General features: G+C 64.1%; 15 protein-coding genes and 2 pseudogenes. 4 read left to right on the top strand and 13 right to left on the bottom strand.

Features of this window, described 5'->3' with window-relative positions; all coding sequences use genetic code 11:
* Positions 1-26 precede the first annotated feature (26 nt).
* Positions 27-2,723: a LuxR C-terminal-related transcriptional regulator gene (locus OR16_RS06045; protein WP_006157077.1), complete on the bottom strand. Its 2,697-nt coding sequence runs from the start codon at positions 2,721-2,723 to the stop codon at positions 27-29.
* Positions 2,724-3,001: 278 nt separating this feature from the next.
* On the opposite strand from OR16_RS06045, the gene OR16_RS06040 reads away from it, so the two are divergent.
* Positions 3,002-4,015, top strand: a complete 1,014-nt coding sequence (locus tag OR16_RS06040) for an acyl-CoA dehydrogenase family protein (RefSeq protein ID WP_006157076.1) — start codon at positions 3,002-3,004, stop codon at positions 4,013-4,015.
* 73 nt (positions 4,016-4,088) lie between these two features.
* Here the strand turns inward: OR16_RS06040 and OR16_RS06035 are convergent, their stop codons facing one another.
* The 3 genes from OR16_RS06035 to OR16_RS06025 are packed head-to-tail and all read right to left on the bottom strand — an operon-like array spanning position 4,089 to position 8,656.
* On the bottom strand, positions 4,089-5,249 hold the full coding sequence (locus OR16_RS06035; RefSeq protein WP_006157075.1) for an acyl-CoA dehydrogenase family protein: 1,161 nt from the start codon (positions 5,247-5,249) through the stop codon (positions 4,089-4,091).
* Positions 5,246-7,399 (bottom strand): 3-hydroxyacyl-CoA dehydrogenase NAD-binding domain-containing protein, encoded by a 2,154-nt coding sequence (locus tag OR16_RS06030; protein WP_006157074.1) that lies wholly within the window; start codon positions 7,397-7,399, stop codon positions 5,246-5,248. The genes OR16_RS06035 and OR16_RS06030 overlap by 4 nt, the downstream gene beginning before the upstream one ends.
* 51 nt (positions 7,400-7,450) lie before the next feature.
* A complete protein-coding gene (locus tag OR16_RS06025; protein ID WP_006157073.1) occupies positions 7,451-8,656 on the bottom strand; it encodes an acetyl-CoA C-acetyltransferase in 1,206 nt (401 codons plus the stop codon).
* A 326-nt stretch (positions 8,657-8,982) separates the two neighbouring features.
* Here OR16_RS06025 and OR16_RS06020 point away from each other — a divergent pair, with 326 nt between their 5' ends.
* Positions 8,983-10,029, top strand: coding sequence for a Bug family tripartite tricarboxylate transporter substrate binding protein (locus OR16_RS06020; protein WP_237716946.1), 1,047 nt, complete (start codon positions 8,983-8,985; stop codon positions 10,027-10,029).
* A 161-nt stretch (positions 10,030-10,190) separates the two neighbouring features.
* Here OR16_RS06020 and OR16_RS06015 read toward each other — a convergent pair whose 3' ends face one another.
* From OR16_RS06015 to OR16_RS05975, 9 genes and pseudogenes are all read right to left on the bottom strand, one after another.
* Positions 10,191-10,688, bottom strand: a complete 498-nt coding sequence (locus OR16_RS06015; RefSeq protein ID WP_043418654.1) for a MarR family winged helix-turn-helix transcriptional regulator — start codon at positions 10,686-10,688, stop codon at positions 10,191-10,193.
* A gap of 320 nt (positions 10,689-11,008) precedes the next feature.
* Positions 11,009-12,000 (bottom strand): annotated as a pseudogene (locus OR16_RS48110) (Bug family tripartite tricarboxylate transporter substrate binding protein).
* Positions 12,001-12,031: 31 nt separating this feature from the next.
* Positions 12,032-13,242, bottom strand: a pseudogene (locus tag OR16_RS06005) (Gfo/Idh/MocA family protein).
* A complete protein-coding gene (locus OR16_RS06000) occupies positions 13,239-14,231 on the bottom strand; it encodes a PDR/VanB family oxidoreductase (RefSeq protein ID WP_006157070.1) in 993 nt (330 codons plus the stop codon). The pseudogene OR16_RS06005 and the gene OR16_RS06000 overlap by 4 nt, the downstream one beginning before the upstream one ends.
* Before the next feature lie 12 nt (positions 14,232-14,243).
* Positions 14,244-15,104 carry a carboxylating nicotinate-nucleotide diphosphorylase gene (nadC, locus tag OR16_RS05995; protein WP_006157069.1) on the bottom strand — a complete coding sequence of 287 codons (861 nt, stop codon included), beginning with the start codon at positions 15,102-15,104 and terminating at the stop codon, positions 14,244-14,246.
* A 50-nt stretch (positions 15,105-15,154) separates the two neighbouring features.
* Positions 15,155-16,144, bottom strand: coding sequence for a hypothetical protein (locus OR16_RS05990; protein ID WP_006157068.1), 990 nt, complete (start codon positions 16,142-16,144; stop codon positions 15,155-15,157).
* A gap of 54 nt (positions 16,145-16,198) precedes the next feature.
* Positions 16,199-17,518 carry a Rieske 2Fe-2S domain-containing protein gene (locus tag OR16_RS05985; RefSeq protein ID WP_006157067.1) on the bottom strand — a complete coding sequence of 440 codons (1,320 nt, stop codon included), beginning with the start codon at positions 17,516-17,518 and terminating at the stop codon, positions 16,199-16,201.
* An 80-nt stretch (positions 17,519-17,598) separates the two neighbouring features.
* Positions 17,599-18,315: a hypothetical protein gene (locus tag OR16_RS05980; RefSeq protein WP_006157066.1), complete on the bottom strand. Its 717-nt coding sequence runs from the start codon at positions 18,313-18,315 to the stop codon at positions 17,599-17,601.
* Between the two features lie 233 nt (positions 18,316-18,548).
* The gene (locus OR16_RS05975; protein ID WP_006157065.1) at positions 18,549-19,412 is read right to left on the bottom strand and encodes a hypothetical protein; all 864 of its coding nucleotides are present in this window, start codon (positions 19,410-19,412) and stop codon (positions 18,549-18,551) included.
* A 260-nt stretch (positions 19,413-19,672) separates the two neighbouring features.
* Here OR16_RS05975 and OR16_RS05970 point away from each other — a divergent pair, with 260 nt between their 5' ends.
* Together OR16_RS05970 and OR16_RS05965 are read left to right on the top strand one after the other, a co-directional pair.
* Positions 19,673-20,080, top strand: a complete 408-nt coding sequence (locus OR16_RS05970) for a hypothetical protein (protein WP_006157064.1) — start codon at positions 19,673-19,675, stop codon at positions 20,078-20,080.
* 240 nt (positions 20,081-20,320) lie between these two features.
* Positions 20,321-21,430 carry an LLM class flavin-dependent oxidoreductase gene (locus OR16_RS05965; RefSeq protein WP_006157063.1) on the top strand — a complete coding sequence of 370 codons (1,110 nt, stop codon included), beginning with the start codon at positions 20,321-20,323 and terminating at the stop codon, positions 21,428-21,430.
* The last annotated feature ends 19 nt before the right edge of the window (positions 21,431-21,449 follow it).

Here is a 21,449-nt window from a genome sequence, read left to right as displayed (position 1 = left end):
GGCGTTGTTGCACGGCGCCGGCATGGTCAGGTGATCAGGCCCACCTTGCGCGCGACGGCCACGGCGTGCGTGCGCGACGTGGCGCCGAGCTTGGCATTGATGCTGCGCAGGTGTGTCTTGACGGTCGTTTCCGAGACAAAAAGCCGGACCGCCATTTCCTTGTTTGCCATCCCGTCCGCCAGCAGGCGGAGCACCTTCAGTTCCTTTTTGGTCAGACCCTGGCCGTCTTGAACCGGTTGGGCGTCCGCTATGGCTTGCACTACGCCCTCCGGCGCGGCGCCGGCACGCTCGGCAAACATGCCGGCGAGTTGCGCCACCAGAGCGCGGGCCGCCGGCGACAGCGGCGCGCCGCCGTGCGTCCCGCCTGCGCCCATCGCGCCTAGCATGCGAGCCACCGGCTCGCCCTCGTCGATGAACGTACTGACGAAGCCTTCGCTAGCGCCAAATTCCAATGCCGGCGCAAGCTCCTGCTGCGCCAGCGCACTGTCGCCCGCGGCCTGCAAGGCCGTTGCCAGCAGGATGCGCAGCTTCAGTGCCCGGCGCCCTCGCTGTGCTGCCTGGGCCCATGCCAGTGCCTCGCGCAGCGCTTGCGCGGCGCCGGCAGGGTTGCCAAACGCGATCTCCAGCCTGCAACGTGCCAGTTCCACGGTTTCGACGTCGTTGGCATGCGGCACAAACGCCGGGCCGAAAGACCAGGCGCGCAGGGCCTGCGCCGCCGCCAGTTCCAGTTCCGCGCCATCGCGGTCGCCGCGCTGCACCGCGATGCGCGAACGCTCCAGCCGCGCGTTGGCGACCATGCGCAACAGCCCGGTCCGGTAGCCCATTTGCTCGCAGTCGTGGAGCCACAGCATCGCGTCGTCCTCGCGGCCGTCAGCTAGCGCCCCCCGGCATAACAGCACAAAGGTGACGATCAGCGGGTCGACATAGGCCGCCTCGCGGATCAGCGGCAAGTAGGCGCTCAGCAAGCGCTGCGCCTGATCGCTGCGTCCGGATTCATAGAGGGCCTCAGCCAGGAAGGCCCCGGCGATCTCCTGCCCGTCCACGCGCTGTTCGCCCCGGCTGGCGTCGGGTTCGTGCGCGCCACGGTAGCGTGTCAGCGCCTGGCGCAACCGTCCCTGGACCAGGTCGATCGATCCGTCCAGGCAATGCGCCACGCGCATGTTCGCCCCGCCGCCGATACCCGCGTGGACCTGCCGGCTGCTGTCCAGCATCCGGCGTGCCTGGTCGAAGTGCCCCAGGTAGATATGGCAGGACGCCAACGAATTGAGTTGCACGCCATAGGGAAACACGTGGCTTGGGGAGAGCTTGCGCAAGCAGTCCTGCCATGCGGCGTAGGCCTGGTCGAGCTTGTCGCCCAGCGCCAGGATAAAGGCATGCAGCGCAAGCATGTGCGCGGCTATCTCGGCATCGCGCTCGCCTGCATCGTGCATGTCTTCGAGCATGCGCAACGCCTTGTCGCCGCGATGCAGGAACGTCAGCGCCCAGGCCTGCACCAGCCTGAGCCGTGGACGGTTCGACAGGCTGTCGGGCGGCAGGCATTCAAACCAGCGCGCCAGCAGGCGGACCCGCCCCTGCCACAGCAACGGGTCCGCGTGCTGCTGCAGCAAGTCCAGTGCAGCGCAGAAGTCTTCTGCCTTGAGCGCGTGCTCGATGGCGGGCACCGGCCGGCCCTGTCCGATAAACCATTCGCTCGCCAGGCGGTGCAACCCGGCGATCTCCACGCTGCCGTGCAGTTGCGCCAGCCGTGCCTTGAGAAAGTCGGAGAACAGGCTGTGATAGCGATACCACTGGCCGGCCGCATCCAGGCTGGTAAGGAACAGATTCTCGTGCGCGAGGCGTTCCAGCATCGCGGTGCCGTCGCCGCGCCTTGTCACCGCATTGCAGAGGCCGGCGCTGAACGGGCCCAGCAGCGATGTCTTCAACAGGAAGTCCTGTACTTCCGGCGACTGGCGCGAGAGCACGTCTTCGGCCAGGTAGTCGGCTACGGCTGCATCGGAGCCGGAGAATGTACCGATGAACGCCGAAACATCCTCGCAGCGCTGCATGGCCAGCACCGCTAGCCAGATCGCCACGACCCAGCCCTCCGTGCGCAGGTGCAGCTTGCGCAGGTCTGCCATGGAAACGCTCTGCCCGATGCGCTCGCGCAGGTAGGCGCCCGTTTCTTCGCGGGTGAAGCGCAATGCGTCGGTCGTGATCTCCAGCAGCCGGCCGTGGGCCCGCAGCCTGCCGAGCCCCAGTTCCGGCGTGCCGCGCGAGCCGACCACGAACTTGCCGTGCGCCGGCATCTGTCCGACCAACTGGCGCAGGAATTCCAGTGCGGCCGGGTTGTGCAACGCCTCGAAGTCATCGAGGAATATGGCGAATGGCATCGGGAAGCGCGTCAACCGGTCGACCAGCGTATCCGTCGGCAAACCGTCTTGCCCGGCCGTGATCACGTCTTCGTCCCCCTCGCACAGGGCATCCACCGCCACGTTAAGGGATGCCAGGAAGATCGAGAAGTCGTTATCCGCGGCCCCCAACTGGCACCACGCCGTACGCATGCCGGCGGCCACGCAGGCCGCATGGATATCGAGCATGGTGCTCGTCTTGCCAAAGCCGGCTGGCGCCTGCACCGAGACGAGCCGCACGTCGCTGGCCTGTATGACGGGCACCGCCAGGCGGTCCCGGGTCAGGTGCGTGCGCAGTCGCTGGGGAACAAGGAACTTGGCGGGCGGGGTACGCATGGCAATCCGGAGGGCTTCGTTACTGGCGGGACAAACGTGGATTCTATCCGCTCATGGCGCTATCCTGTGCCAGTCATGGCATGCTTTGCTGGTATCAACGCCACAATGCGGGAAAATCGTCCCTTCGGATGAAGTATCGCCCGTGCGCAGGCGCTAATCTTGGCGGCATCCCGGCTTGGCCCGGCCCAAGTGTGTACCCGCCTGCCGGCTGCACACCGGCAGGCGTCACCACAGCACCATAGCAACAGAGCAACAGAGCAACAGAGCGAGACAGGAAAATGGACTTCAGTTTGAATGCTGCGCAGCAGGCATTGCAGGCACGCACCCGCGCGTTCATCGCGGAACACATCATGCCGATGGAGCGCGATCCCAGGCAGACCGCGCACGGACCCACCGAAGCGCTCCGCACGGAACTGGTCGCAAAGGCTCGCGCCGCGGGCCTGTTGACGCCGCACGCCTCGAAGGAAGCAGGCGGCCTGGGGCTGAGCCATGCCGACAAGGCCATTGTCTTCGAAGAGGCAGGGTATTCGCCTCTTGGCCCGGTTGCGCTGAACATCCACGCCCCCGACGAAGGCAATATCCACCTGATGGAAATCGTGGCGACGCCGGCGCAGAAAAAGCGCTGGCTGCAACCGCTGATCGACGGGCACACACGCTCCTGCTTTTGCATGACGGAGCCGTCGCCAGGCGCCGGAGCGGACCCGTCCATGCTCCAGACTGTCGCGCTCCAGGATGGCGACGACTACCTCATCAACACCTGTTTCACCGGTGGGCATGCCGTCGTGCGGTTCGACAACCTGCGCGTGCCGGCCACCGATGTCCTCGGCAAGGTGGGGGAAGGCTTTCGCTATGCGCAGTTGCGTCTCGCCCCGGCCCGCCTTACCCACTGCATGCGCTGGCTCGGCGCGGCACGGCGCGCCCATGACGTGGCGGCTGACTATGCCCGGCAGCGCCGCGCGTTCGGCCGCAGCTTGGTCGAGCACGAAGGCGTGGGCTTCATGCTTGCCGACAACGAGATGGAACTGCACATTGCCCGGCTGACGGTCTGGCATTGCGCCTGGGTCTTGGACCAGGGCGAGAAAGGCCGGCACGAGTCGAGCCAGGCCAAGGTGATCTGCTCCGAAGCCCTGTGGCGCATCGTGGATCGCTCTGTCCAGGTGCTGGGTGGCAGCGGCGTAACCGACGAGACCATCGTCGCCCGCATTTTCCGGGACATGCGCGCATTCCGCATCTACGACGGCCCTTCGGAAGTCCACCGCTGGAGCATGGCGAACCGCATCGCGCGGGGATAGGAATATGGGCGCTTCCGATGGCCGGAAGCGCCCATATTCTCCTGTCGGACTGTATGCAGCAGACCTGTGTGCGCTAGGCCATGCGCTCCGACAACCCCAGCGAGCGGCCGACAATCTCCAGCATGATCTCCGAGCTTCCCGCATAGATCCGCGACACTCGCGCATCACGGTACATGCGGCTGATCCGGTACTCGTCCATATAGCCGGCGCCACCGTGGAACTGCAGGCAATCGTCGATCAGGCGATTCTCCAGTTCTGAAGTCAACAGCTTGGCCGAGGCGGCCGTCGGTGCGTCCAGCCTCCCGGCATTGTGCTCAATCACCAGTGTGTCGATCCATGACTGCATCGCGTCGAGCTCCGCATGCTTGCGCGCCAGTGCGAACCGTGTGTTCTGGAAAGCGCCCAGCGGCCGGCCGAACGCACGTCGCGCCTTGACGTAGTCCAGCGTCAGGTCCAGCGCTACCTGCGCGTGTGCGACCGACTGGCAGGCACTGAGCAACCGTTCTTCCGCCAGTCCTTCCGCCAGGTAGCCAAGCCCCTTCGCGGGGTCACCCAGCAGGTTGGCATCCGGCACGAATACGTTGTCGAAGAACAGTTCGGCCGTGTCTTGCGCGTCAAGGCCAAGCTTGTCCAGCTTGCGCCCCCGCTCGAAGCCGGGCATGCCGCGTTCGGCAAGGAATAGCCCAAAGGCGCGTGGCTGGGCCGGATCGCTGCGGGCCACCACGATGACCGCATCGGCATTCAGCCCGTTCGAAATATATGTCTTTGTGCCCTGCAGCAGCCAGCCGCCGTCGGTTTTCCGTGCGCGCGCCTGGATGCCAGCCAGGTCCGAGCCTGTTCCGGGCTCGGTCATGGCAATGGCAAGGATGCGCTTGCCGCTTGCCGCATCGGGCAGCAGCCGCGCTTTCTGTTCATCATTGCCCAAGCGTGCGATATAGGGTGCCACCAGCCGCGAATGCAGCGTAAAGAACACGCCGATGTCGCCATGCCGGATCGTCTCTTCGTACAGGATCTGCTCGTAGCGGAAGTCCGCCATGCCGGCGCCCCCATACTGCTCGGCGGCCCACATCAGCAACAGGCCCTGCTCGCCAGCCTTCTCGAAGATGGTTCGATCACAACACCCAGCCTTGCGCCAGGCATCGACATGCGGCGCAACCTCCTTGCGGATAAAGCGTGCCACGGAGTCGCGGAACTGGTCGTGCTCGGGCTCGAAGATTCTTCGTATCGTGCTCATGCCGCCTCCGTGCGGTAGAACGGCTCGCCGCGCCGTGCGCGCTCGCAAAGGGCCTGCGTAGGCCGGAACCGGGAGCCGTAAGCGTCGGCAAGCGCATCGCACGCAAGCACGAAGGCGCGTACGCCAATGGTGTCGACCAGCGACAGAGGGCCACCAGTCCATGCCGGGAAACCGAGCCCAAGGATGGCGCCAATGTCTGCGTCTTCCGGCGCCGAGATCACCCCTTCCTCCAAGCAGCGGACCGATTCCAATGCCTGGGCGTGCAGGAGACGCCGCTTCACTTCTCCCAGGCCGGGTTGCTGTCGCGCCGCCGGGTACTCTTGCGCTAGTCCAGGCCAGAGGCGCTTCTTGCCGCCCTCCGGGTAGTCGTAGAATCCGCCGCCGCGCTTGCGGCCCAGCCTGTCAATGGCATTCATGCGGGCGATGACCGGCTGTGCGTGGACGCGGCGCAGCGGCTCGGCCACGCCGTCCGCCTCGGCCTGCCTGACCACGCGCTGCTGCAGGTCCAGCGACACTTCGTCCAGTACGGCCAACGGGCTCACCGCCATGCCGGCCATGCGGGCGGCGTTCTCGATCAGCGCTGGCTTGACACCCTCGGCAAGCATCGCCATTGCCTCGTCGACGTATGCGCAGAAGATGCGGCTGGTGTAGAAGCCCGGGCTGTCGTTGACCACGATTGGCGTCTTCTTCAGCCGGGCAGCCAGGTCCATCGCGTGCGCCAGGGTTTCGCGCGAGGTCCGCTCACCCAGGATGATTTCCAGCAAAGGCATGCGCGCCACCGGGGAGAAGAAATGCATGCCGATGAAGCGCTCCGGCCTGCCGGTGCCTGTGGCCAGGCCGGTGATGGGCAAAGTGGACGTATTCGAAGCAAAGATCGCCGTGGGCGATAGCACGGCCAGCGCGCGGGCGATCACATCGGTCTTGACTGCGCGGTCTTCGAACACGGCTTCGATCACGAAGTCGCAACCGTCGAGGTCGGCGTAATGCTCCGTCGCATGAATCAGCTTGCCCACGCGCTGCGCGGGTTCGCTCTGCGTCATTGACGCCCCAGCGCCGGTTGCCATTTCCATGGCGCGGAGCCGGCCAGCGGCCGCTTGCTCGCGCGTGGCATCGAGCAGTACCACTTCGATGCCGGCCCGCGCGGCGGCAAGCGCAATGCCTGCCCCCATCATGCCAGCGCCAAGAATCCCGAGCCGCTGCGCCGGCCCCTGGGGGATTCCCTGCGGACGGTGCGCAAGCCGCGCGTAGCGCTTGCGGTTGACGAACTGCGTGCGCACGAGGTTGCGCGCGACCGGATCCGCCGCGAGCTGCGCGAAGTACTGAGCCTCGATCGCCATGGCGCGCTCGAAAGGCAGCTGCGTGCCTTCATAAACTGCCGAGAGAATCGCCAGCGGCGCCGGATAGTTGCCGTGCGTACGGCTGCGAACCTGTGCGATGCCGGTATGGAAGCTGCGCAATGCATGCTCGGCCAGCGCGCCGGCGCCCCCTGGCATGCGGTAGCCGTCCCGGTCCCAGGGCTGGCGCGCGCCGCGATTGGCGAGGAGCCAGCGCTTGGCACGCATCACCAGCTCCGCGCACGGTGCGATCTCATCCACGACGCCGAGCGCCAGCGCACGCTCGGGGGCGAGGGGGGTGCCATCCAGCAGCAGCGGCAACGCGGCTTCAATCCCGAGCAGGCGCGGCAGGCGCTGGGTTCCGCCGCCGGCCGGCAACAGACCGACGCCGACTTCTGGCAGCCCGACGCGCGTATCGGGTGCATCCGACAGAACGCGGTAGTGGCAGGCCAGGCAGAGCTCCAGCCCGCCGCCGAGCGCCGTACCGTTGATGGCGGCAGCGAACGGCTTGCCGCCGGTCTCCATGCGGCGCATGAAACGGTTCTCGGCGACGAAACCGGGCAGTGCGCTGCGCCCCTGTGTCAGCGCCGCTTCCAGCCGCTCGAGCACCGCGTTGAGGTCGGCGCCGGCGAGGAAGCTGTCCTTGCCGGAAGTGATGATGGCGCCGACGATCGCGTCGTTGGCCAGCACGTGCTCGACCGCCTCGCCCATCCCTGCCGTCAAGGCCGGCGTATAGACGTTGACGGGCCGATCGGCGCAGTCGATTGTGATCAGTGCAATCCCGTCTTGATCGACGGAAACGGAAATGGGCTTCATCAGTACGTTTCCTGATTTGAGGTGCTGCATGGCTTGAACATGTTGCGCAGGTTAAACACGCTCGATCAGCGTCGCGGTGGCCTGGCCGGCAGCAGCGCACAAGGTAACCAGCCCACGGTGCAAGTCGCGGCGCTCCAGTTCGTCGAGCAGCGTGCCAAGCAGCATGGCACCGGTCGCACCCAGTGGATGGCCCAGCGCGATTGCACCGCCATTGACGTTGACCTTCGCGTGGTCGATGTCGAAGGCGCGCATGAATACCAACGGAACGACAGAGAACGCCTCATTGACTTCGAAGAGATCGATGTCGGCAATGCGCAAGCCGCTGCGCGCCAGCAGCTTCTTCGTGACAGGGACCGGCCCCCCCAGGTTCATGTTGGGATCGCTGCCAAGCGAGGCAAAGTGGCGGATGCGGGCACGCGGCTTCAGCCCGGCGCGTTCGCCGAACGCCTTGCTGCCGACCAGCACCACGGCGGCGCCATCGACTATGGCGCTGGAGTTGCCGCTTGTGTGGATATGCTCGATCTGCTCGAGTTCCGGATAGCGCTGCAGGGCGATCGTGTCAAAACCTTGCTTTCCCGTACTGGCAAACGCGGGCGCCAGCTTCTTCAGGCCTTCCATGCTGGTCTCGGGCCGGAGGGCTTCATCCCGCGCCAGGACGACGTCGCCGATCACGTTGCGCACCGGAATCAGCGATCGGTCGAAATGGCCTTGCTGACTCGCATGCGCCGCGCGCTTCTGGCTCTCCAAGGCGTAGGCGTCCACATCGTGACGCGTCAGGCCCTCCAGGGTGGCAATCAGGTCGGCAGCCACGCCGTTCGGCATGTAGGGAAACTCCCGAGTAACGGAAGGATCGGTATAGATTGCACCGCCATCCGAGCCGATGGCCACGCGCGACATCGATTCGACGCCGCCGCCGAGCGCCGCTTCGATCTGGCCGGCCATGATCGCCGCCGCGGCCTGGTTGACAGTATCGAGGCCGGACACACAGAAGCGGTTGAGCTGGTAGCCCGGCACGCTCTCGCCGTAGCCCGCGGCCAGCAACGCGATGCGCGGAAGATCGGAACCTTGTTCGCCGATAGGCATGACAACGCCAAAGCCTGTCTCTTCGATCAGTGTCGGATCCAGCCCATGACGCTCGCGCAGGGCCCGCAGCGTCTGCGCGGCGAGCGAGACAGGCGTGATGTCGCGCAAGGCGCCGCTGTCGCGGCTCCTGCCGCGCGGCGTTCGGACGGCGTCATATAGAAAGGCTTCGTTCATCTAGATTCCTGGTCTGCATTTGTTCGGACGGGGCGGCAAGCGTGCGCGCGGCCTCTGCGGCACCGCATTTTTTGCGAAACGATTATGTTGTGCCGTCCGGGCGACTCGCCTCGTTCAAAGGGATGAATATTCGGCGGGTGTCGGCCAGTTAGGGCTCCGAGGCTGCGTCGGCAGACTTCTCCCAGGTTCCACAAGAGGTACTTCAGCAGCTTGCGCTGGGGGTGACTAGGGTAAGTCCGCATTCGGATATTGTTAGGCCTATAAGCATAATTGTCTCAATAGGCCCAGGTGCTGACGGTGCGACGCATCGCCGTGAGGAGATCCGCATGACCGCAGCAACTGAAACGCCGGTTTCCCGAACACGGGCCAATCAAGGGGGAAGAATGAAAGATCTTGTCAGTAAGAAGCGCCGTTTTATCTTGAGCGGGCTGAGCATTGCCGCGCTGGCATCGATGCAGAAGCCGGCAATGGCGCAGCGCGGAACCTGGCCGGATCACCCAATCAAGCTCGTGGTGCCGGTCGCCCCTGGCGGAGTCGCCGACGCTATCGCGCGCCGATTCGCAAAGAACATGGCGGAACAGCTTGGACAGCAGATAGTCGTGGAGAATCGCCCCGGCGCCAGCACAATTATTGGAACCCTTGCTGTTGCGAAGGCGCCGCCGGACGGTTATACGATTCTCTTGGCACAGACCTCCCATATCCAGAATCCAATTCATTTCAAGAAGATCGCCTATGATCCGCTGAAGGATTTCACGCCTCTGGGCAGGATCGGACTAAGCGCAACGGTTGTTGTGGTTCGTCCCGACCTGGGCGTAAAAAATGTCGATGAATTCGTTAAAGCCGCTCGAGGTAAGCGCTGGAGCTATGGTGCAGGGTCAACCGGGCCGCAGGTGATTTTGGAGATTTTCAATAAGGAGAATGATCTGGGCATGACCGGGGCATTGTACAAAGGGGAGACTCCTGCCCTCACCGATCTACTTGGTGGTCAGATTGAAATGGGATTGTTCTCCGTGTTTGCTGCCAAGAGTTACTTGCTATCCGGCAAGCTCACGCCCATCGCCGTCATAGGCGAAAAGAGAGTGGCGTCACTGCCAAATGTACCGACGTTTGCCGAGCAAGGGCACAACGAGATGAGCTATGGGGGAGGCTGGTATGCTTTTTTGGCCCCGGCGAACGTCGCACCGGAAATTGCTGGCCGTCTAAGCATGGCTATCAAGGCGGTCCTCGATAACCCGGTCGAGAGAAAATATTTGGAGGAGATGGACGTTATTATAAATTGGACTAATGGTAATTCGTTCGCGCCACAAATGAAGCGGGATATGGATGCCTGGCGGGAGATGGTAAATCGCTCCAAGGTTGTTATAGATCAATGATTTTCTGGAGGAGGATGAAATATCCGCCGGGGCAATAAAGCACGCTGGAGGAAATTGCTTCGGGGATCCCATGTCTGAGTTCGGCAGGCGCTGCTCCGGCGATTGGCAGCGTCATGGCAATTGATGCGGGTTACACGGCGGCTCAGGCCGGGCAGCCGGAGCTACTCCGCCTGGGCATCGGCACCGAGATTGTTGATCATCACGAGCAGCGCATGGCGAGTTGTCTCTACGTCCTTGGCTGGAATGCCATCCAGTGCCAATGCGTTGACTTCTTCGGCCAGCGGAACAAGCAGCTTCTTCAACTTCCTGCCCAGGGGCGTCAGGAACACGTAGATATTCTTGCGGTTGTCGGGCCGCTGTTCGAGGCTGACGTAGCCCAGTTTCTCCATGGCCTTGAGCGCGACGACCGTGGTGGGTTCCATCACGCCTGCCTCGATGCTGAGCTCGCGCTTTGTCAGGCCATCGCGCTCCCATAGGATGCGCAGGAAGGTCCAGTGCCCCAATTGCACATCGTGGCGGGCAAGCCTCGTCTGCAGCGCTCGCAAAAATCCGCGCGTTGCGTCCTTGACGAGATGCGCCATCCGATCGTTGGGCACTGCTTCGTGCCAGTGCCGCAGCATGCGACTGGCAATTTCCGTATCTCTGGTGTTTCTCGGCATGGAAAGGTCCGGAAGCTCTTCAAGAGGAAGAGCGGATGATCGCAATCCCGGCGGTGGCATCGACCGCGCGCCGGGGGCCGGCAAGACGCTGCGTGCGGATGAGGGCATTGCCAGCGGGATTTGTTTATGAACCTAATATTAACACCATGCCAGGGATAGTCTGGGCAGACATGGATCGGTAGGTGGAGATCGTGCGATCCGAAGCAGCGATGTGGTCGGTCGCATCGCTGTCATTAGTGGCGGATCTTGAGCGGGGCCGCCGATGCATCCCCGCTCAAGACCCGGCGGCAACCAGCTCGGCCGTCGTTGACTGGATCACGCTACTCCGCGACTACCTGGGCCGTCTTGATGGCTTCGGCATAGCGTGCTGTCTCGTCGCTGAGCGCCTTGGCGTAGTCCGCGCTCGACCCACCCACCGGTTCTATGCCTGCGATGTGCAGCTGCGAGATGACTTCGGGCATCTTGACGGCATTCGCGATGGCGTCTGCCATCTGCTTCACCACGGCCTCAGGCGTTCCCGCCGCCGCGAGCACGCCAACGGTCACGGCATAGTCGTACCCGGGCACCACTTCCGAGATCGCCGGAATCTGCGGTGCGAGCTTGGACCGCTGCAGTGAGTTGGTGCCAAGGATCTTCACCTGGCCGGACTTCACGAAGCCCGATAGCGACGGCAAAGCGGCGAACACCACTTGCACCTGGTCCCCGATCAGCGCCGGGACGGATTGGCCGGAGCCGCGGAAGGGGATGTGCTTGATATCGATCTTGAGTGAGGCCTTCAGCGCTTCCATCGATAGTTGATGCGTGCTCCCTATGCCGGAAGAGCCGTAGTTGAGTTGGCCAGGCTTCGACTTTGCAAGGGCAATAAAGGATTGGAGCGAGTTTGCCGGCACACGGGCATTGACGGCTAGAAACAGCGGAGATCTCGCCGCCAGTGAGACCGGCACGAAATCGCGCTTGGGCTCAAGGACAGATCCTTGTAGATCGCAGGGTTGATTGTCATCATCGACCCGTCGGTGACCAGAAAGGTGTAGCCGTCGGCGGGACTCGTCTTGAGCGCCTGCGCAGCGACCACACCATTGGCGCCGGGACGATTCTCGACCACGAACGGTTTGCCCAGCCGTTGTGTCAATTGCTGCGACAGGACGCGCGCAACGGTGTCGGGCAGACCGCCCGGCGCATAGGGAACGATCAGCCGGATCGGTTTGCTTGGCCAGGAATCGGTGCTTGCCAGAGCCGCCGTTGAGGCGAATGCGGCGGCCGTCAGGCATAGGCACAGCTTGCACAGTGCGAGATGGTTGGGGGGGCGTCTCATGGTGTGTCTCCTCTCTTTATATAGTGCGCCGCTATGCCGGGTAAGTTTGATGCGGCAATTCGATGTCCCGGGCCTCACGCGCCGAAGCCAGCATCGCGAGGCAGACGGCGAGCGTGGCCTTTGCCCAGGGGCCACCGTGGATCGGGCGCTGTCCGTGAACGACGGCGTCAATCAGTTCGTCGATGACCTCGAAACGCGGCACCGACGGCGCTGGCAGCGGGATGTGTTCCCTTTCCCTATCGCCATAGACCCAGATGCCGTCCGGCATGGGGCGGATATCGGCGTACTCGCAACTGATGATGACGGGCCCGAAGTGCTGGTGAGCGAACGGGGGGGACACGCCGGCGGGCGATGTCCAGGATGGCCCGCCGTAGGTGGCATCCGCCTTGAGCCGTGCTTCCGCCTCGGGCGAGCCGATGCCGGCCAGCCTGCGCCTTGCCTTTCCGTAGTCTTCTTCGTGGGCTGAGAAGCCCATTTCGGTGAATCCGCCGTTCCACGGGTCCGAGTCGAAGCGGCCATAGCCGCTATAGGTCAGGGAGGCATAACTCCCGTTCTCGAACCAAAGCATGGCGGAATAGGCGCCTTCGGTCGGCCTGGATGGATCCCATTGGCCAAGCGTCGCCCGGACCCGGCTGGCCCGGGAGCCGGCGAGCAGGCGGACCACGTCGACCTGATGCGCCGCCTGGCTGAAGACAACCCCCCCGCAACCCCCCCGCCTGCCTCGGTCTGAAGCTCCTCCGGGCGCCGCGGCCGGTAGAGAAAGTCCGTGTAGTTCAGCGCGTGGATCATCCGCACTGCGCCGAAGCGGCCCGAGTCGAGCAGGCGACGGGTGTGCAGGTAGGGGGAGTCGAAGCTGTGGCAATGCCCGACAATCATTTGCACGCCTGCGCGGGCGCACGCCTCGATCATCTGATCGCACTCCGTCGTCGACAATGCCATTGGCTTTTCGACCAGCAGGTGCTTGCCATTCGCCGCGGCAAGGCATGCGTGGGCGGCGTGGAATTGATGCGGGCTGGCAATGTAGACGGCATCGATGTCAGGCGAGCGCGCCATCTCGGACAGGTCCTCATAAACTGGGGCGCCGAAATCGCGCGCAAACTGCCGGCGCGCAGTGTCACGCGGGTCGCAGGCGGCGGCGAGGACGATGCGGTCGTCTGCAAGGAAAGTAGGCAGCATGAGCGAGAACGCGCGGCCGAGTCCGACGACCCCTAGGCGTACCTTTCCGTCCGGTTTCCGTTTCATAGCTTGATCACCAATTCGGCGCTCTTCGCCCGCGAGACGCAGATCATCACTTGGCTCTCCATCTCTTCCGGCATCAGGACCATGTCGCGGTGGTCCGCCTCGCCCGCCACCAGCGTAGTGCGGCAGGTACCGCAGGTTCCGCTCTCGCAGGAAGACGGCACGTCACAGCCATGCTGGCGCAGGACATTCAAGATACTCATGCCTACTGGAACTTCGAAGCGTTGCCCAGTGCCGTCCAACACGATATCGAACGGCTTGTCGTCCGCGCGTACCTCGCCCCCTTCGTTGAAACTTTCAAAGTGGATCTTCGTGGCGGGCCAGTGACCCGACATGTCACGCACGGCGTCCATCAGTCCGCGCGGGCCACAGCAGTAGACGTGCGTGTCGCACGGCCGTTCCAGCACCGGCCACAGGTCGAATGCCTTGTCGGGATCCCCGTAGTCATGATGGATCTTTACCTTGGCCTGGAGTTCGGGTGCCCGCAACTCATCCAGGAACGCGGTGCTCTCTGGTGAGCGCGTGAAATAGTAGAGCTTCCATTTGGCCGTCGACAGTTCACCAAAGCTGCGGATCATCGACAGGATGGGCGTGATGCCGATGCCGCCGGCGATGAAGATGAACGCCCTGGCATTGTCGACGAGAGGGAATGCGTTCTCCGGCATGCCAACGGGAAGCAGGTCGCCTTCCTTGGCGTCGTCGCAAAGGCATAGGGAGCCGCCCTGGCCGTTGACGTCACGCTTCACGGTGATGGTGTAACGGTGACGTTCCGCGGGGTCATTGCACAACGAGTACTTTCTCAGCAGGCCGTTGGGCGTCTGCACCTTGATATGCGAGCCTGGCGTGAAAGGAGGCAGATCGGTGCCATCGGGCTGCACGAGCTCGAAGCTGCGGATCCCTTGCGCCGGGTCATGGATGCGGGCGATACGCAAGAGCAAGAGCATGCGCGTCTGCGTATCGGCGAGGGGTTGTGTGGTGGTCGTCATCATCATCAGTCTTTCTTGTCAGGCGTCGAACCGCATCGACAGGTCGATGGCGCGCACGTCCTTGGTCAGCTTGCCGCTGGATATCCGGTCCACGCCGGTGCTCGCGATGGCGCGCAGCGATTCCCAGTCCACACCCCCCGATACTTCCAGCAGCGCGCGCCCGGCGTTCTGGGCGAAGGCCCGGTGCATATCGTCCAGGCTGAAGTTGTCCAGCAGGACGCTGGTAGCGCCTGCCGCGAGCGCTTCTTCCAGTTCCATCAGGTTCTCGACTTCGATCTGGATGGACACGTCGGTGCCGAGGTGTCTGGCCCGCTCGAGTGCCGCCTTGATCCCGCCTGCGGCCGCGATGTGGTTTTCCTTGATCAGGATCCCGTCCCACAGTGCCATGCGGTGGTTCACGCCGCCGCCAACGCGAACGGCGTACTTCTGGGCCTGGCGCAGCCCGGGCATGGTCTTGCGCGTGTCGAGCATGGCGCAACCCTTCGGGTTCGGCGATACATTGGCGATACGCTCGGCATAGTGGCGCGTTACCGTTGCCACGCCGGACAGCATCTGCAGGAAATTCAGTGCCGAGCGCTCGGCAGACAGTAGCGCCCGCGCATCGCCTTCCAGGCGAACGAGCTCCTTGCCCGCCGTCGCGGTGGCACCTTCGGCGACTAGCCATTCGATCGACGTGGTCGGGTCGAGGCGCAGTACGCAAGCGCTGAACCACGGCTGGCCGGCTATCACCGCGCATTCCCTAGCGATCACGCGAGCGCGGATGCGCCTGTCGGCCGCCACGAGCCGCGCCGTCCAGTCGGCGCGGCCGATGTCCTCCCGCAGGGCATCCTCGACATTGCGATGCAGCGCCTGCTCCAGGCTCTCGTTGTACTCGAACATCCTTGCTCCCAGGTGCACGCGCCGCAGCACGATCTGCGCGCGCGATCTTGTCAAATGCTGTATGACTCGTAGGTGGACGGGTGGAAGATGTCTTCCACCGGGACCAGGCGCTTGGACAGTCCTTGGCCATGGTGATGCCGTGCGAAGGTTTCCAGGGTCCGGCGGTTCGCCTGGACACCGTAGGACCAGTAGTCCTCGCCGAGCGTCTCGCGAGCGGCCTTCAGCATTTCCTCGACAAAAGGCATGGTCACCTTCGTCGCCGACGTGTCGGACAGCTGTTCGAGTGCGTGGGCCTTGGACTGGCTGAACGCCTTGAACACGGCGCCGGGAAGCCAGGGATGGGCTTGCGCCAGGGTCTTCCGGATGCCAACCACGTGCATGATCGGAAAGACACCCGTGCGACGGAAATAGTCCTTGGCTTGCGCGGTAGGGTCATCGAACAGCCAGGCAATGTTCTCGTTACGCAATGCCGTGGCGCCAGGGGGCCGGGGGGCGATAAAGCCGTCGATCTCTCCCTGGTCGAGCATGTCCGAGATCGTGCGCCCATCCGGCGCGGGCTCGACGCGGACGTCAGCTGGCAACTGGAGCTTGACCTTCTCGGGGCGGCCCGGCGTATCGATGCCGCCGCGCACCCACGTGACATCGGACGGGAGGACCCCGAACTCGTCCTGGAGGATCGCTCGCGCCCATACGATCGCGGTGAGCTGGTATTCGGGGATGCCGATGCGGCAGCCCTTCAGGTCTTCAGGCCGCTTGATGCGGTCCTTGCGGACATAGATCGACGTATGGCGAAAAGCACGGGAGAGAAAGACGGGGACGGCGATGTACGGGCAGTCGCCACGCGAGTGCTTGACCAGATAGCTCGAGAAGGAGAGCTCCGTGATATCGAAGTCCTGGCTGCGCATCGCGCGGAAGAACATCTCCTCGGGGGTGAGCGTCATGTAGACCGGATCGACGCCGTCGATCTGGACGCGGCCATCGAGCAGGGCGCGGGTACGGTCATAGTCGCCCATGGCGACGGAAAGGCGTAGTTTTGTCATCGTGCGATGGCTCTGGGGGCTGGGTCTGATGAATCGAATGGCGCGGGGAGCGTCCTACGCAGTGATCGAGTACGAGGGTTCGAACTCCGGCCGGTCCTGGCCATCCGCCCATACATAGGAGACAGTGAAGGTCCGCCAGTCGTCCGACTTCGGCACGATGGCCTGGAACGCGCAGACGTCGGCGGGAATCGCATTGGCACCGGTGCCGATCGCGTCGCTGCCTGCCTGAAAGGCCTTGACGGCATCCAGCATCTGCTTGCGGAACTCGACGATGGCGAGATCGCTGGCGCCGAGCCGGTCATGGCTTCGGTCCGCAATCGGCCCCATGGTCAGCCACATCGCCACGTCCTGATTGGGAAAGCCAGAGATACCGGTGAAGTTGCCAGCCTTCATGGCCTGGCGATCCTGCCAGAAGCGGTTCTCCATATTGCGTAGCGGCCGGTAGTACGGGTCCAGGTCGACGCCCACGGTCTGGCGGAGGAACTTGCGCCAGGATTCGGTCTCGGGTGTCTGCGCGGGATGGCCCCAGGCGATAAAGTAAAACGCCGTGTTCGTGTCATCCATCGGGACGTTGATATTGGCGACGTTGTAGAGATTGTTTGGAGGAATCAATGCTGTCGCGGGGGCGACGAACACGGTCGAGCGGACGTAGTCGTGGGTTTGCGCCTGGTGGATGGGCCGGCGAATGGCGGCATAGCGGAATCCGTAGCTGCCTCGTTGCACCTGCAAGCACGGCGCCTTGTCGGTCGAGGGGCGGAGCCAGAGGTTCGAGGTGGCCTTTGCGCTGTTCACCCGCGCCGGAACCATATCGGAGCTGTGCAGGCTAGAGCTGTGGGCAGAATCGATCGCGCCCTCGAGCACTTGTGCCCAGTTGCATGGCAGGAGCACCTTGGCAATGCTCACCCGTGCCTCTTCGCTCGGCGCCCATCGTGGCGGCGTGAATTCCGGTACCGAATCCGCCGGGCCCATGTAGGCCCAGACCATCCCGCCCCATTCCTTGTTGGGGTACGCCTTGTGCTTGACCTTCTGCGCCATGCAGCTCGAGGGGGGCTCCGAAACCATCTCCAGTACATTGCCTGCGACGTCCATCTTCCAGCCGTGGTAGAGGCAGCGCAATCCACCTTCTTCATTGCGGCCATAGACCAGCGAGGCTCGGCGGTGCGGGCAGTATTCATCCATCACGCCGACCCGGCCATCGCTGTCGCGGAATACCACCAGGTCTTCCCCGAAGACGCGCGATTTCACGGGGGCGCCGTCAGGTTCTGAAACTTCCTCGATCAGGCATACCGGAGTCCAGTGCCGGCGCATCAACTGTCCCATCGGCGCATCGCCTTCGACTCGGCACAGCAGTTCGTTGTCTTCTTTGGTGATCATTTTTCGGCACTCCTGGCGGACGTCTCCCGGGTGGGATCGGTCGTGCGCATCGGTTGTTTTGGATAGTAAAACTTAGTTGACTAAGCATAATGAGGTGGGTTGTAGAAGGCCAGCACCTGCTCGATGCTGTCGGTGGTCTGCAGCCTGAGCACGCGTTTGGCCTTGGCGTTGCTCAAGGCATCCTGCGCGGTGCGATGAACGATTGCCCGCGGGTACAGCGGTACTTGCGCAGAGAAACCCTTGGCGAGCTTGACTGGCTTGGCCGTCGTGTTGCTGGCATCCAGCGTGATGGTCTCGACCTTGGCGATCTTCTCGCCGGGGTCGGTCTCCAGGTCTTCGGGCACGTCCTGGCTCCACGTCACCAGCGGTTGTGCCTTGGCGCGATCGAAGCCGGGCCGCAGGAAGACCGACAGCAGGCCGTGCTGGTCGTCCTGGCAGCCATTCTTGCCGCACTCGCGGTGCACCAGCGCCGCGGCCAGGACGTCGCCGCGCGCATCGAGCAGCACGGCCGCGCGTTCGGCGCCATGCGACAGCATTCGGCGCGACGACAACAGGCGCTGGCCATCGGGGAGTTCCTGCTCGGCCCGGTGGGTGCGCGACTGTAGTCCGGACAGTATCTGCTCGGCCAGCAAGCCATCCTCCCAGTAGTAGGTACCGGACGCGTTGCCGGCAAATCGGGTGATGGCGAGATCCAGGGCGGGGGCTTCATGGGTTTCCTGCTGGCGGCTGGTGTCCAGGACCAGGACGGCATCGGCGGCCTGGGCATAGGGCGCGGCGCCGAGGGTGGAGAGAAGCAATGCCAGTGCGGCACAGGAGGCAGGACGAATTCGAAGAGCCATACAGAAAGGGAAATAAGTGGGGGCTTGTCAGGCCGGTAAACAGGAAAACGGACCCTGCGAACTCCCTTTGGCGGGAGGCTGAGAGGCCGGATGTGACCGTAAGTATACTTGGCAATGCCGAGTGATCGAAGCCGCGTACCGATGAAGGCGGCAACAGGCTGGAAATGGCCCTGGCATCGTGCGTGCGGAGGTCAATCGGCGATCTCCACCTCCACATTGGTGAGGCTCGGGAAGTGCTCATTGCGCTGCGCCTCGACGGAAAACGCCACGCCCTTGCGCTTGCCGCTCACGTAGCCGCTGTTGTCATCCACGCCGGCCTCCATCTCCGCCAGCGGCGGCGACAGGCGTTTGTAGAAGGCCAGCACCTGCTCGATGCTGTCCGTGGTCTGCAGCCGCACCACGCGCCTGGCCCTGGCGTTGCTCAACGCTTCCTGCCCGGTGCGATAAAGGATCGCTCTCGGGTACAGCGGCACCTGCGGCGAGAATCCGTTGGGGCGGCGGACCGGGCTGGCGCCGGTGCGGCTTGCATCCAGCGTGATGGTCTCCACCGTGGCGATCTTCCCGCCCCTGCCAAGCATCAGGTCCTTGGGCACATCCTGGCTCCACGCGACCAGCGGCTCCGCTTGGGCGCGATCGATACCGGGCCGCAGGAAGACCGACAGCACGCCGTGCTGGCTGTCCTGGCAGATGGTGAGCCCGGTCTTGCCGCACTGCTGGTGCACCAGCGCCGCGGCCAGCACGTCGCCGCGCGCATCGAGCAGCACGGCCGCGCGCTCGGCGCCGTCGGAGAACTCGCGGCGCGACGATAGCAGGCGCTGGCCGTCAGGCAGCGCCTGCTGGGCCCTGTCGGGACGCGATGCCAGGCCGGTCAGCAGTTGCTCGGCCAGCAGCCCGTCCGCCCAGTAGTAGGAGCCGGACGCCATGCCGGCGAATCGGACCACGGCCGGTTCCAGGGCGGAAACCTTCCTGGCCTCCTGCGCGCTGCCGGTGGTCGGGACCAGGACGTATTCATTGGCCAGGGCATAGGGCGCGCCGGCGAAAGCGGAAAGAAGCAAGGCCAGTAAAGCGCAGGGGACGGGACGAAATCGAAGAGCCATGCAGAGTGGGAAAAAGGTAGGGATGTCAGTCCGGCAAACAAGAGAATGGGCTACGGAGAGTCTGTTTTTGACAGGAAGCTATGGAGCTCGATGTGACTGCCAGTATACTTGGCCGCGCCGGGTAGTTGAAGCCGGGCATCGCTGACGACGGGGTCATCCCGACGCGTTTCACGCGATGGTCCGCCCAGTAGGCCTGGGTTAAAGAACCCTGAATTCAAATGGATGAACAGAGCAATATGAACAAGAAGATGTCAGCAATCCTGATGGCGGCAAGCACGATCGTGCTTGCCGCTCCGGCTCATGCGCAAGCAGATCCGGCCGCGCTCAAGGGCATGTATGACATGTCCCGCAACGTCGTTGGCCTCACCAGCTACTGTGTCGGAAAGGGCTTCCTGAAAGCGGACAGCGTCAAGAATGCCAGGAAGATGGTGGGCTTGATCGCGGAGATCCCGGGCGTGGACACAAGCGCTGGCGAGGCCAGCGAGACCTCGGGGCTGCGCGGTAACGTGCTGATGCCTGACGGCAAGGAAGAAGGGATTGAAAGCAGCAAGCTTGGTGCCAGGCAGTGGTGCAAGGACGCGGCACAAGGTGTGTCGAACTTCTTGAAAAGCGCTGCCGCCAGCTGATCGCACAGCCTGGCAAACCTAGCCTTCGGCCGCACGAACCGGCGCTATCGGCAAGCTGGCGCCGGTTCGATCCAACTGTGCAAGCGTGCGGCGGGCCACCGTGCAAATCCGCATATCGTCCCTCGTTCTTATTCCTTAAGCATCGCCCATTCACGGCGTATGTTCCTGTCTTGGCGATACGGCGCGCATCTCCCGCGCAGCCGCTTCAGATCATCGCAAAACCAGGAACAGGAGCCTACGATGAGCGTGGAAATCATTGGCATGATCCAGAGCCAGAAGCAGTCGGAGATCCATCCGGCCAGCGGACCGGTCGTGGATCGCGACTATGTGCGGGCCTTTGCCCAGGCGCACGAGAGCGCGGGCTTTGACCGCGTGCTGGTGCCGCATCACTCCACCGGCCCGTCCGCCACGCTCACCATTGCCTATGCCGCAGCCGTGACCGGGCGCGTGCATTTCATGCTGGCGCACCGGCCGGGCTTTACCGCGCCCACGCTGGCGGCCCGGCAGATCGCCTCGCTCGACCAGTTCAGCGGCGGCCGGCTTGGTGTGCACTTCATCTCCGGCGGCTCCGATGCCGAGCAGCAGCGCGACGGCGATTTCCTTGGCCATGATGCGCGTTATGCGCGCACCGACGAGTACCTCGGCATCCTGCGCCGCATCTGGACCGAGGACAAGCCGTTCGACCATGAGGGCAAGTACTATCGCTTTACGCAAGGCTACTCCGAGGTAAAGCCGGCGCAGCAGCCGCACGTGCCGATCTTCTTCGGCGGGGCATCGGACGCGGCGCTGGAAGTTGCCGGCCGCCATGCCGATGTGTACGCCTTGTGGGGCGAGTCGCTCGACCAGGTGCGCGACATCACCGCGCGCGTGCGCGCCGAGGCCGCCAGGCATGGCCGGCAGGTGCGCTTCTCCGTGTCGTTCCGGCCCATCCTGGCCGAGACGGAGGCGCTGGCATGGGCGCGCGCCCACGCCATCCTGGAGGAAACCCGGCGGCTGCGCGACGCGGCTGGCCTGGGGCAGGGCGGCCCGCAGCAAAGCGAGGGCGCGCGCCGCTTGCTGGCCGCAGCCGACAAGGGGCCGCGCGTGGACAAGCGCCTGTGGACGGAGATCGCCGGGCTCACTGGCGCGCGCTCCAATTCCACCGCGCTGGTCGGCACGCCGGAGCAAGTCGCCGACGCGCTGCTGGATTATTACGACCTTGGCGTGACTACCTTCCTGATCCGCGGCTTCAATCCGCTGGAAGACGCCGTGGACTATGGCCGCGAGCTGATTCCCCGCTTGCGCGAGCTGGTGGCGCAGCGCGAGGCCGCGGCCGGTGCTGGTTCCAGTGCTGGCCGCAAGGCAGCCTGAAGGGGATGGCGAGGGGCAA

This window comes from Cupriavidus basilensis OR16, from assembly GCF_000243095.1.
In the GTDB taxonomy this organism is placed as follows: Bacteria; Pseudomonadota; Gammaproteobacteria; order Burkholderiales; family Burkholderiaceae; genus Cupriavidus; species Cupriavidus basilensis_D.
The sequence above is the reverse complement of the archived record's forward strand: the minus strand, read 5'-3'. Positions and strand labels throughout refer to the sequence as shown.